This is a genomic window from Sphingopyxis sp. SCN 67-31, from assembly GCF_001725095.1.
The window spans coordinates 28,656-40,967 of record NZ_MEFH01000013.1 but is presented as its reverse complement, the minus strand read 5'-3'; the positions used below and the strand labels follow the sequence as shown (position 1 = coordinate 40,967).

Genomic DNA, 12,312 nt, shown 5'->3' with positions numbered 1-12,312 from the left:
ATCATTATGCGTTCATGTAATAGTAGGACGATGAACCTCAGTCTGATCGAAGCATTCAATGCCGTCATGCGCACGGGATCGACGACGCGCGGGGCGGAGTTGATCGGCGTCTCCCAACCTGCCATCAGTCGCTCGCTCAAGAGGCTGGAGGATGTCACGCGTCTCAGGCTGTTCGAACGGTCGGGACCCCGGCTGATTCCGACGTCCGAGGCGCATTTGCTTCACCAGGAGATCATCGACACATATGTGGGCCTCGACCGGCTGAAGCAGGCCGTCGCGAGAATTCGGGCCGTCGGCGCCGGGTCACTCAGAATTGCGACTTCCGCGGCAATCGGCCTGTCGATGATGCCGCGTGTTATCAAGCGATTCCTCGAGGATCAGCCCGGTGTCACGGTTACATTCGAAATCGCCAATTCCAGTATCGTCCGAAATCTGGTCGCGAGCGGATCGCACGATATCGGTCTTTGCGCCGACGAGATCGACACCGCGAACCTGATTGCGGAACCCTTCCTCACCACGCAGGGCATCTGTGTCATGCGGGCCGAGCATCCCCTTGCGAGCCAGGAGGTCATCGGACCGGCGGATCTTCACGATATTCCATTGGTGTCACTCTCGCCGGACGACACGGCCCGAAAGCAGCTCGACGCCGCCCTCGCCTCCGCGGGAGCAGAACCCAACGTTGTGGTGGAAACCCAGTTTGCGGCCTCTGTGTGCCAGTTGGTCGCAGACGGCGTCGGTGTCGGCCTCACCAATGCGATGGCATTTGTGTCGAGCGAATTCGAAGCAAGCGGTCTGGTCGCGCGAAAATTCGAACCCGCCATTTGCTTCAGGACATTGCTTATTCTGCCGCCTCAGCGATCGCGTTCACGTCTTCTCGACGACTTGATCGTCATTCTGAAACGGGAGCGCGATGAAGTAGCGCGAATTTGCGAGGACCGCTTCGGCATCATCCAGGCCGTCGTACCCGACTAGTTTTTGATCCGGAAATTGGCGGCGACCTCGACTGCCGCGCCTAAGGGGAGGCTTGCCACGCCCACGGCTACCCGCGCATGGCATCCCCGGTCGCCGAATATTTCCACCATGAGATCGGATGCGCCGTTGATCACGGTGGAATGGTCTTGAAAATCGGGGCGGCAGGCGACGTAACCGTCGATCCGGATACAGGCTTCGACGCGGTCGAGATTGCCTTCCAATGCGTCGCGCAAAGCGGCGAGCAAGGCAAGACCGCATTGACGTGCCGCTCCGGCCGCCATGCTGACGTCGAGCGTCTCTCCGGCTAGACCGGCGATTATGCCACTATTTCCCCGAGCTAATTGCCCCGACAGATGGACGACGTTCCCGACAATAATATGGGGGAGGTAGTTGGCGACAGGAAGGGCGAGGACGGGAAGCTTGATGCCCAGCGCGTCGAGCCGGGAATCTACGAGGCCAGACATCATATTCTCCATTGATGAAGGATGGCCTTGCCCATCCGGTCGTGCCGGACGGGCAAGGCTTCAGGGAGACCGAACTCAGAACTTCATCGTGCCGCGGGCGTACCAGAAGCCGCCACTGAAGCCGAAAGGCGAGAACTGCGGATAGACAATGCCGTTGAGCGTCTGCCCCGGACGCAGGTCCTTGTCGGGATAGACGTCGAAGAGATTGTCGGCGCCGACCGCCAAGCGGAAATTTTCGGTGAGGTCGTAGCTCACTTCCAGATCGACGAGCCACTGGGCATCGAAGGTCTGATCGAAAGCATTGGGCGTAGGCACCGCGTTCGGGACGGCATCGGTCCATTTGCCATAATAGCTGGCGCGAAGCTGCGCGGAAAAGGGACCGCTTTCGGCGCTGGCCGTTATGTTGCCGCGCCATTTGGGGTTGAAGGCGCTGATCTCGATCCGGCGTTCGCGATCGACGGCCCGCGGATCGCGGACATTGGTTATCCGGTTCTTCGTGTAGTTCAGCGAGGCCGTCAGCCCGAGATTGAGACCACTGTCGAGCCGCCAGTTCTTGGAAAAAACAGCGTCCACACCTTCGGTCTTGGTATCGAAGAAATTACCGAAAAAACGAACGCTTTGTACATCGCCCGGATCGATCCCCTGGGACAGCATAGCAGCCCGATCCGCTGCAGTGATCGGAATGCGCGAGGTCAGGGCAATGCGATCTTCGACCTTGATATTGAAATAATCGACCGTGAACACCCATCCACCGGGCAGGTCGAACACAACGCCGGCCGCTATATTCTTCGATTTTTCCCGATCGAGTGGCCGAGCGCCATAGAATTGGGCGACCGGGTCGGTCGGAGGACGAGTAGCGGTCAGGAGAAGGCCGCCGGAATTGAGATCGACGTTCGTGGCAACATCGGAGATATTCGATTGGCCGGGCGTGGGAGCCCGGAATCCCGTGCTCACCGAGCCTCGCAATGCGAACCAGTCGGTAATCTCGTATCGCCCCGATGCCTTCCAGTTGAAGGTGCTCCCAAAGTCCGAGAAATCCTCGAACCGGCCGGCCAGGCCCAAGGTCAAGCCTCGCGCAACATCGCCTTCGAGGTCGACATAGGCGGCCCAATTGCTCCGTGAAAAGGTGCCGGCGGTCGATGGATCGTAACCGGGAAAGCCCGACGAACCGACGGCTAATCCGATGGGCTGGCCTGTGTCGGGATCGATAACGCGGGCATAGGGTCCGGCTATATAGGATGCGACGTCACCGGCGGTGATTTCGAAGGTTTCGCGGCGAAATTCGGCGCCGAAGGCAATGTTCAGCGGTTCGGCAAAAACTCCGGTTTCCCAGGGGTAGGAGAAATCCGCGTGAAATTGCGTTTCGCGCTGCGCCACCTTGCCGGGCCGGAAACTGGTCGGCGAATCGGGACCGAGCGACGGGTTTATCGTATTCGAGAGCTTATACTGGATTGAGTTCTGCGCAATGATGGCGCTGAAGTCATAGTTAAGTCCGCGCGTTTCGCCCTTCAGTCCGCCGGCGAGGCTGAGATCTTTGATCTCTGTTCCGAACACGGGCGTAAAGCCGCCCGGGAACTGCGTTGCGAAGGAGAAGCGTGGACCTCCCGGCACATTGGTAAGCGGAACACTTCCGAAGACGTCAGGTCGTGCCGCGGGATTGCGATAGAAAAATTCTGTATCGCCGGTGCTCCAGCTATAATTCCCGAACAAATAGGCCGTGGCATCATCGCCGGTTGCGACTTCGGCATTGATGAAAAGTCGCGCGGCTTCGCTGTTCACATTGCCCCACCGCTGCGCAGGAACCGGAACTGCTGTATTGCCGGCATCGATCAGCGCCTGGGCATCCGGCCGCTGGGCTCCCCGGGAGGTGGGTTTCGAGCGAACATATTCTCCGCTGATGTTGAAGAAGCCGTCGGCAGTCAGTGGCAGTCCCGCGTTGGCCTGTACGGTGTAATCCTCCCCGTCCCCCTCATAATATTGGCCGTAGCGAGCGACGAGTTCGAGACCTTCGCTCGCATCCTTGAGGCGGAAATTGATCACCCCGGCGATGGCATCCGATCCGTATTGCGCTGCGGCGCCGTCGCGCAACACCTCGATGCTCTTGATAGCGATCGATGGAATGACGGACAGATCTGCTCCCTGTGCGCCAGCAGCGAGCGGCTGGTTGGTGATCTGGACGAGAGCCGACCGGTGCCGTCGCTTGTTGTTGACGAGGACGAGTGTCTGGTCGGGCGGCAATCCGCGCAGGCTGAAGGGGCGAACAAAGGCTGACCCATCCTGCGCGACGAATTTTTGTACGTTGAGTGAAGGTACCGCGGTTTTCAACGCATCGTTGATGTTCGAAGACCCCTGCCTGGAAAGCGTGTCGGAGGAAACGATATCGACGGGTCTCGCTGATTCGACAGCTGTGATGCCTGCGCGGCGCGTACCGGTGACAATGATTTCAGCCTGATTGTCCCTGGCTCCGTCTTCACTCGCCTCTTGCGCGCTGGCCGTTCCACCGAGCAGCATGAACGTGAAGGCGCCCATCGACACGCCGCACAGACATCTGCGTCCCAACTGGAATAAACCCATCGCCGTTCCCCTAGAAATATCTCGAGCCAACAAGCGCCGATACTTCGGCACTCCACCATGGAACGGCGATTTGCGGAGCCGACCCTTTTGGTGACACCTTGATGACAGCGGTTCATTCTAACTTCAAATGCGAGTTTGGCCCGGTATCATGCACATTGGTAATAATAAGTCAGAAGATCAGGACATGCCGGGAGGCGGGAAATCATCAGGAATTCATGCAGTTGGTTGGATCATCTTTGCGCGCAGCGACTGGGGCTTGGCGACAAATCCATGGAGTGCGTTATTGGCGCGTGTCACCGAACCCCATGGCAACGGACTGCACTTTCATTTCGCGTCTCGACTCACGAGCAATCGGAGATGGTCCGGCCGTCGCCGCAGGCGACTCTGGGCCACGTCGAACCGACATCCAGGGACAGGCGGCTCGAATCGTCGCCGCCTTGAGCTAGTTCGAGAAATGTCCGTAGAGGATCAGAAGGGCCAGATACCGACCGGCTTTGGCGATTGTCACCAGAAGGAGGAAACGCGCGAGCGAGGTGCGCAGAACCCCGGCGACAAAAGTCAGAGGATCCCCGACAACAGGCAGCCACGACAATAGAAGCGAGGCGACCCCAAAGCGCTGATACCAGGTCTCGGCGCGGGCCATCGCGGGCTCGGACACCGGGAACCATCGGGCGCCGCGATGGTGCGCAAGATGGCGTCCTATCGCCCAGTTGATCGTCGATCCCGTGATGTTGCCGGCAGAGGCGACGATGAGAAGCAGGGCCGGATCGAAGCGGCCCGTCCCGAGCATGGCGACGAAGACGAGTTCGGACTGCGCCGGAAGCAGCGTCGCGGCAACCAGCGCGATGAGGAACATCCCGGGATAACCCGCCGCCGCGAGCGATGCGTCGATTGCGTCCACCCTCTATTCTTTCACATTCCTTGTCCAGCTGTGGCGCGCCGCCGGCGCGGTATTGCTATCCCGGCTGCTTTGGATCGCGGCGGAGCGCCATCAGGACGATATCGATCCACTGGCCGTCGATGAATTGGGCCTCGCGCAAGATGCCTTCTTCCTGAAAACCCAGCGCTTCATACATGCGCAGCGCGGCATGATTATGTGCGAACACTTCGAGGCTGAGACGGCGCAGATTGAGCTGGCGCCAGCAATAATCGATCGCGAGCCTGAGGGAGTCGCGTCCATAGCCGCGCCCGCGGTCGCCGGCTTCGCCGAGCCAGATGCCGATCTTCGCCGATCGATGCACCGGGGCGATATCTCGAATTTGCACATAGCCCGCGATTTCCGGGCTTGGCTGGATACGGATCGCGAAGAAGATGCTGGCCGGATCCTCGGTTCGCAGCCAGAAATTCTCCTGGCTCTCCCAATTGGGTGGCCGATAGGTGCCGTTGAGGTGCGCATTTTCCGCGCTGTCGGTCCACTGGAACAGGCGACCAAGATCCGATGGGATGATCGGGCCGATCGTCACCCGCGTGCCGAAGATCATGGTCGTTTCTTTCGTTCGAACTGCGGGACGTTCGCGGGCGCGCGCAGCTGTGGTTCGGCATTCCCGCGGCTGAAGCGGGGCGGGTTCGTGGCGCCTCCACGCTTCGGTCCGGTTGCCCCCAATGGTTTGCCCCACGCGGCACTGAAGCTGGCTCCCGCCATGCCGATCGACAGCCCGAAGGGCCTGAGCAGGCGTCCGAGCATCTGCGCGACCCTGAGTTTCGTCGCCGATTGACCCATCGCCGCCCGCGCGGCGCACCAGCGCACGCCGCGATCGGCGAGATCGAGATTTGCATAGCCGCGAAATGCACGGAGGATTGGAAGCGGGTTGACGCCGCGCTGTAGCGGCTTCGCCAGCCCCAACAGCGACCGGTCGAGCGCGCGCGGCCAATAGTTGACGAGCCAGCGCCCGGAATGGACTTCGCGCGGCGCGAGGCGGCTTGCGGTCCCCGACACGATCACCAGCCCGCCAGGCTTCAGGACGCGATCGATTTCCGCGAGGACGGCGGGCAGATGGTCGGGCTCGACATATTCGAGAACGCTGATGCACAGGATGATGTCGAACGACGCATCCTCATAAGGGAGTGTGCGGGTATCGGTCACGAGCGCGAGCCTGATCCGGTCCGCAATGCCGTGCCGTTCCGCATTGAGCTGGGCGAGCGCGATTGCAGCCGGATCGACGTCGACGCCAGTTACGCGCGCGCCGAGCGTGGCGGCGACGATCGAGCTTGCCGCATAGTTGCAGCCGAATTCGAGCAATGCCTTGCCCTCAATGTTCCCGGCATAAGCCGAGAGAAGATAGCGCACGCCTTCCCATTCGACCGCCACATATCCGCCGACCCATTGATCGTCGGGGTCGAGTCCCATGGCCTCTGCAGCCGAACGGAACCTGCGATTCGTCTCCCAGTCGACGATCATGGGTTGGGCTGTGGGGGGATGAGCTGGCTTCGGATCGGTCATCACAAACACATGGTCTGATTTGGAGGCGGATAGGCTCCCACGCGCCGTGGCGGAGACGGCGCGTGGGAGTGGGGCGTCAGGCCGGTAAGGGGGAGGCCTGGGCGCCCGAAGGCGGGGTTTCGTCCTTGGCCTTCCTGCCATGAACCATGCGGTAGAGTGCCGGCAGCACGAGCAAGGTCAGGATCGTCGACGAGACGATCCCGCCGATGACCACCGTCGCCAGCGGACGCTGGACTTCGGCGCCGGCGCCGACGTTGAACGCCATCGGCACGAACCCGAGGCTCGCGACGAGCGCGGTCATCAGCACCGGACGAAGACGCGTGAGGGCGCCTTCACGGATCGCTTCTTCCAGATCGCTGCCGTTTTCGCGCAGCTGCTTGATGAAGCTCAGCATCACGACGCCGTTAAGCACCGCGACCCCGGAGAGAGCGATGAACCCCACCCCGGCCGAGATCGACAGCGGCATCCCGCGGATGAGGAGCGCTGCGACGCCCCCGGTGAGCGCGAGCGGCACGCCGGAGAAGACGACCGCCGCATCCTTGCCCGAGCGGAACAGCATATAGAGCAGCCCGAAGATCAGCAGCAGCGCCGCGGGCACCACGAGCTGGAGCCGCTTCGCCGCCGAGATCAGCTGCTCGAACGTGCCGCCATAGGTGATCCAGTAGCCATCGGGCACCTCGACTTCCGTCCCGACCTTGGCCTGCAACTCCTCGATGAAGGAGCCGAGGTCACGGCCGCGGACGTTAGCAGTCACCACGACGCGGCGCTTGCCATCCTCGCGGCTGATCTGGTTCGGACCGATTGCGACTTCGACCTTCGCCACGTCAGCGAGGGGAACGAACCCGCGCAGGCCCGTGTCCATCGCCATGCCCGTCGCCGGATCGACCGAGGGACCGCTTCCCGGCAGCGGGATGCGCAGGCGTCCGATCTCGTCGACCCGCTCGCGGATAGTCTCGGGCAGGCGGACGATGATCGGGAAACGGCGATCACCCTCGAACATCTGCCCCGCCTGGACGCCGCCGATCGATACGGCGACGGCCTGCTGGACGTCGTTCACATTGAGACCGAAGCGTGCGAGCGCGCCGCGGTCGGGGGTGATCTGTAGCATCGGCAGGCCGGTGACCTGTTCGACGCTGACGTCCTGCGCCCCTTCGATCCCGGCGGCGATGCCCTCGATCGACTTGCCCACTTCGAGCAAGGTATCGAGATCGTCGCCGAATACTTTCACCGCCACATCGGCGCGAACCCCCGAGAGGAGCTCGTTGAACCGCATCTGGATCGGCTGGGTGAACTCGTAATTGTTCCCCGGAATCTGCGCGACCGCAGCCTGCATTTCCTTGACGAGCTCGGTCTTGGGTTTGCGTGGATCGGGCCAGTCCTTCCGATCCTTCAAGATGATGAAGGTATCGGCGACCGAAGGCGGCATCGGATCGGTCGCGACTTCGGCCGTACCGATCTTCGCGACCACCCGGTCGACCTCGGGGAACTGCTTGATCCGTGCTTCGAGCGCGGTCTGCATGCTCACCGCCTGGCTGAGACTCGTGCCGGGAATGCGCAGCGCATGGAGCGCAATGTCCCCTTCGTCGAGGTTGGGCACGAACTCCGAACCCATCCGCGTCGCGGCGAGCCCCGCGATCGCGACCAGCGCGACCGCGCCGGCCACGAACCCGACGCGCATCTTGAGCGCCGCCGCAAGCGCCGGGGCATACGCGCGGCGCGCCCAGCCCATCAGCCGGCTTTCCTTCTCCTCGACCTTGCCCTTCACGAACAGCGCCATGGCGGCGGGGACGAAGGTCAGCGACAGGATGAGCGCCGCCGTCAGCGCCATCACCACGGTGATCGCCATCGGGTGGAACATCTTACCCTCGACGCCTGTGAGCGCGAAGATCGGCACATAGACGAGCGCGATGATCAAAACTCCGAACAGCGACGGACGGATGACCTCCGAACTTGCCGAAGCGGCGAGCGCGAAGCGTTCGTCGCGGGTGAGCAGGCGCCCGAGTTTGTGCTGCGCTTCGCCGAACCGGCGGAGACAGTTTTCGACGATGATGACAGCGCCATCGACGATCAGGCCGAAGTCGAGCGCGCCGAGGCTCATCAAATTCCCCGATACCCCGGCTCGCACCATGCCGGTGATTGTCATGAGCATCGAGATCGGGATGACCGCCGCGGTGATCAGCGCCGCCCTGATATTGCCGAGCAGCAGGAACAGCACCGCGATGACGAGAAGCGCGCCCTCGAGAAGGTTCTTCTCGACCGTCCAGATCGCGCGCTCGACCAGATTGGTGCGGTCGTAGATCGGGACCGCTTTCACCCCTGCCGGCAAAGCCTTCGCGGCGACCTCGAGCCGTTCGGCCGCCGCGCGTGCGACGATCCGGCTATTCTCGCCGGCGAGCATGAAGACGGTGCCGAGCACGACCTCCTTGCCATTTTCGGTCGCGGCACCCGTGCGCAGTTCCTCGCCGAGGCTGATATCGGCGACGTCGGCGACGCGGATCGGAATGCCGTTCCGGTTGCTAACGATGATGGCCTTGAGATCGTCGATGCCATTGGCCTGGCCGGGCGTGCGGACGAGATATTGCTCACCGTATCGCTCGACATAGCCCGCACCGACATTGTCGTTGTTGAGTTCGAGCGCTTGCACGACATCGCTGAGGGTCAGCCCATAGGCCGAGAGACGGGCAGGGATCGGGGTCACATGATATTGGCGCTCGTAACCGCCGATGCTGTTGACCTCGGTAACCCCCGGTGTGTTGCGTAGCTGCGGGCGGATGACCCAGTCCTGCAGCGTGCGCAAATCCTCGGGAGTGTAGGCGCTCCCATCGGGCTTCCTGGCACCCGGACTGGCTTCGAGCGTGTACATGAAGATTTCGCCGAGGCCCGTCGCGATCGGCCCCATTTCCGGGGCGACGCCTGCGGGGAGTTGCTCGCGGGCCGATTGCAGCCGTTCGTTGACGAGCTGACGCGCGAAGTAGATGTCGGTCCCGTCTTCGAACACGGCGGTGACCTGGCTCAGGCCATAGCGCGAGATCGAGCGCGTATATTGAAGGCCCGGCAGACCGGCGATGGCCGTCTCGACCGGAAAGGTCACCCGTTGTTCGGCTTCAAGCGGCGAGAAGCCCGGCGCTTCGCTGTTGATCTGGACCTGGACGTTGGTGATGTCCGGGGTGGCATCGATCGGCAGCTTCTGGAAGCTCCAGACGCCGATGGCGCACAGGAGCAGGACGACGCCGAGGACGGCCCAACGAAAGCGGATCGAGCCGGCGATCAGGCGTTCGAGAATTGGCCGATGTTTGTGAGTGGAAGCCTCAGTGGTCATGGCTCGCTCCCGACTTGTCGATGTCGGCCCGGATCAGGAACGCGCCATCGGTGACATATTGGGTGCCGGGTTCGAGCCCGCCGAGGACCTCGGTCCATTCGGGCGTGCGCCGGCCGATCTCGAGCATGCGGACCTCATAGGTGTTGCCGACCTTGGCGAAGACCACTTCGAAATCGCGGAAGCGCTGGATCGCCTTGGTTCGGACCGCCAGCGGCACATTGGCCTGCGCGACCGCGAAGCTCCCTTCGACCGCCATTCCGGGGCGGAAGGCGTTTGCGGCCGATGTCGGCAGATGGACATGCGCGAGAAGCGTCTGGCTGGCGACATCGGCGGTCGGGACGACGGCTTCGACGACGCTCTGAATCGTGCCTTCGCCCGACAAGCTCTTGAGCGTGACCGGCTGACCGACACGCACGCGTTCGGCGTCGCGCGGATAGACGAAGAACTCGGCGTGCAGGTTCGTCGGATCGGCGATAGCGAACAGTGCGCGATCGCCCGTCGTGTCGCCGACATTTACATTCTTCTCGACGATGGTGCCGCTGATCGGCGCGGTGATCGTGTAGGTCTGAAGCGAGTGGCTGGACTCGACGCGGGCCAACACCTGACCGCGGGTAACCCGCTGACCGATCTTGCCATTGAGCGACACGATCAATCCGGGCAGGCGAGCGCGGACTTCGGCACGGCCTTCGGGGGTGACCTCGACGCGGCCGCCCATGTCGATGAGGTCGCTGACCGTGGCCGCGCCTGCGGTCTCGACCTTCAGCCCGCCGGCCCTCGCAGCCTCGGGGGTGATCGTCGTGCGGCCTTCGTAGGACTGATAGGCCCATTTATGATTGCGGCCGCCTTCGGAGGCCTGGACGCGGACGTCGAAGCTATGCGGCTCGGCGACGACGCCATTGCCGCGCAGGAAATCTTCCTGCGGTGCGAAAGCGAACTTGTCGATCTTGTTGCCCAGCCGGACAAGTTCCATCGACAACTGAACTTCGCCGGGCTTGATCGGCTTGTCGTCGCGATAGACATAGACGCGGAACTCGGGCTCGACACCATCCTCGAAGATGGTGATTTCGAGTGCGAAATTGCCGTCGCGCAGCATCCGGCCGCGGTGCGGCCCGCGCTCATATTCGCCAGCGGCGGCCTTCGCGCCTTCCTTTTCAGGTGTAGCGGTGTCGCCGCAGGCGGCGAGCAGGGTGAGGGCAATGACCGATGCCGCCCCCAGCAGATATTTGGTCATCGGATCGTCTCCATCGTAGCAAGAAGGGGCGCGTGGCGGCCGGTCAACCGGTCAAGCCTGACGCCAAGCAAGTGGAAGCGCCGCAGCAGCTCGACGCGGCGCGTCTGCGCTTCGTTCACGGCGGTCTGCGCCTGCGCATATTCGAGGAAGGTGAAGGCGGTGCCGCCGCGGGCAAGCCCGTCGCGGATCAGGCGCGTCGCGCGGTTGGCGCTAGGCAGCACCTCGGCATCGATGCGCTTGACCTCGGCAGCGATCAGCCGGCGATCGGCGATGAGCTTGTCGATCTCGCGTTCGATCTCGATCCGGGCGACCGCCACATCGGCCTCGATGGCGCGCTGATCGGCCTCGGCGCGGATCACATTGCCGCGGTTCGCCGCCTTTGTTCCCAGCGGGATCGAGCCGCCGACCATGACCGCGAAGTCGTTGCCTTCGCCGAAATGACGAAGACCGACGCGCCCGCTCGGATCGGCGATATTGCCGCTCTCCGCGAGTTTCACCTTCGCACCGGCCGCCGCGAGCTCGGCATTGAGCACCGCGACATCGACCGACTCGCCTCCTGCAGGAACGGTGACCTCGACATTCTGAAAGAGCGTGGGATCGAGCTTGAAATCGCCCGTTCCGCCCCACCAGGCCGCCAAGGCGGTGCGGGCGATACGAGCATTTTCGCGCGCCTGCTCGACCGCGATCTCCGCCTGGGTGACATTGGTCCGCGCGCGTTCGGCGGCGAACCACGGATCGAGTGCACCGGTAACGCGCTTCACGACGTCGAGCTCGACACGCTTCAGATCGGCGAGCCGCGCTTCGGCGACCGGGATCGCCGCTTCGGCGGCGAGCGCCTCGACCCACGCCGCCTGCACGCGGGCGAGCCGGTCGAGCAGGCGAACGCGGTTCTGGGCGCCCACGACGGCGACGTCGGCGCGTGCTGCGCCGATCCGTGCCTCGCGCTTGCCGCCGCGCTCCCATGTCCGCTCATACCAGCCCGTCGTCTGCGACCGGTTCAGCGGCGAATAGGGACCAGTGCCCGCGAAATCCTCGAAGTCGGCACCGACGACATCGCGTGGGCGGACGTCGGCCTGCAAGATGGCAGCGTCAGCGGCTTCAAGGCGCGCCGCGCCCGCGGCAACGGCGGGATCGCTCGTCGCGACGCGCGACAGCGCCTCGTCGAGACCTAGGTTTTGCGCCCAGGCAGGCGGCGTGCTCGCAGCCAGCAGGACGCCGCCGCAGAGCAAGGCCCTGCGGATGGCATGCGCGCCGAGGCGCGCTCGAGATAAGGAAAACATGAGATATCGGCCTCGCTGAAAGGCGGGGAAAC

The 12,312-nt window shown here is 63.2% G+C and carries 9 protein-coding genes; 1 reads left to right on the top strand and 8 read right to left on the bottom strand.

Going from position 1 to position 12,312, the window contains the following annotated elements; all coding sequences use genetic code 11:
• Positions 1-30: 30 nt before the first annotated feature.
• Positions 31-972 carry a LysR substrate-binding domain-containing protein gene (locus tag ABS88_RS01560; RefSeq protein WP_286748786.1) on the top strand — a complete coding sequence of 314 codons (942 nt, stop codon included), beginning with the start codon at positions 31-33 and terminating at the stop codon, positions 970-972.
• Here ABS88_RS01560 and ABS88_RS01555 read toward each other — a convergent pair.
• The 8 genes from ABS88_RS01555 to ABS88_RS01520 all read right to left on the bottom strand — a co-directional run bounded on the left by ABS88_RS01555 (position 969) and on the right by ABS88_RS01520 (position 12,280).
• On the bottom strand, positions 969-1,436 hold the full coding sequence (locus ABS88_RS01555; RefSeq protein ID WP_286748784.1) for a RidA family protein: 468 nt from the start codon (positions 1,434-1,436) through the stop codon (positions 969-971). The genes ABS88_RS01560 and ABS88_RS01555 overlap by 4 nt on opposite strands.
• Positions 1,437-1,511: 75 nt before the next feature.
• Positions 1,512-4,010, bottom strand: coding sequence for a TonB-dependent receptor plug domain-containing protein (locus tag ABS88_RS01550; RefSeq protein ID WP_286748782.1), 2,499 nt, complete (start codon positions 4,008-4,010; stop codon positions 1,512-1,514).
• 442 nt (positions 4,011-4,452) lie between these two features.
• Positions 4,453-4,911 carry a YqaA family protein gene (locus tag ABS88_RS01545; RefSeq protein WP_286748780.1) on the bottom strand — a complete coding sequence of 153 codons (459 nt, stop codon included), beginning with the start codon at positions 4,909-4,911 and terminating at the stop codon, positions 4,453-4,455.
• A gap of 55 nt (positions 4,912-4,966) precedes the next feature.
• Positions 4,967-5,491 (bottom strand): GNAT family N-acetyltransferase, encoded by a 525-nt coding sequence (locus ABS88_RS01540; RefSeq protein ID WP_286748777.1) that lies wholly within the window; start codon positions 5,489-5,491, stop codon positions 4,967-4,969.
• The gene (locus ABS88_RS01535) at positions 5,488-6,357 is read right to left on the bottom strand and encodes a class I SAM-dependent methyltransferase (RefSeq protein ID WP_286748774.1); all 870 of its coding nucleotides are present in this window, start codon (positions 6,355-6,357) and stop codon (positions 5,488-5,490) included. The genes ABS88_RS01540 and ABS88_RS01535 overlap by 4 nt, the downstream gene beginning before the upstream one ends.
• A 169-nt stretch (positions 6,358-6,526) precedes the next feature.
• Entirely contained in the window at positions 6,527-9,769 is a 3,243-nt protein-coding gene (locus ABS88_RS01530; RefSeq protein WP_286748772.1) for an efflux RND transporter permease subunit, read from the bottom strand.
• A complete protein-coding gene (locus ABS88_RS01525) occupies positions 9,759-11,000 on the bottom strand; it encodes an efflux RND transporter periplasmic adaptor subunit (RefSeq protein WP_286748771.1) in 1,242 nt (413 codons plus the stop codon). The genes ABS88_RS01530 and ABS88_RS01525 overlap by 11 nt, the downstream gene beginning before the upstream one ends.
• Entirely contained in the window at positions 10,997-12,280 is a 1,284-nt protein-coding gene (locus ABS88_RS01520) for a TolC family protein (RefSeq protein ID WP_286748770.1), read from the bottom strand. Before ABS88_RS01520 ends, ABS88_RS01525 begins: the two co-directional genes overlap by 4 nt.
• Positions 12,281-12,312 lie beyond the last annotated feature (32 nt).

Bases quoted from the DNA above. Each gene is read 5' to 3' on its own strand.
- ABS88_RS01560 (WP_286748786.1), top strand. From the start codon at position 31: ATGAACCTCAGTCTGATCGAAGCATTCAATGCCGTCATGCGCACGGGA.
- ABS88_RS01555 (WP_286748784.1), bottom strand. From the start codon at position 1,436: ATGTCTGGCCTCGTAGATTCCCGGCTCGACGCGCTGGGCATCAAGCTT.
- ABS88_RS01550 (WP_286748782.1), bottom strand. From the start codon at position 4,010: ATGGGTTTATTCCAGTTGGGACGCAGATGTCTGTGCGGCGTGTCGATG.
- ABS88_RS01540 (WP_286748777.1), bottom strand. From the start codon at position 5,491: ATGATCTTCGGCACGCGGGTGACGATCGGCCCGATCATCCCATCGGAT.
- ABS88_RS01535 (WP_286748774.1), bottom strand. From the start codon at position 6,357: ATGGGACTCGACCCCGACGATCAATGGGTCGGCGGATATGTGGCGGTC.
- ABS88_RS01530 (WP_286748772.1), bottom strand. From the start codon at position 9,769: ATGACCACTGAGGCTTCCACTCACAAACATCGGCCAATTCTCGAACGC.
- ABS88_RS01525 (WP_286748771.1), bottom strand. From the start codon at position 11,000: ATGACCAAATATCTGCTGGGGGCGGCATCGGTCATTGCCCTCACCCTG.
- ABS88_RS01520 (WP_286748770.1), bottom strand. From the start codon at position 12,280: ATGTTTTCCTTATCTCGAGCGCGCCTCGGCGCGCATGCCATCCGCAGG.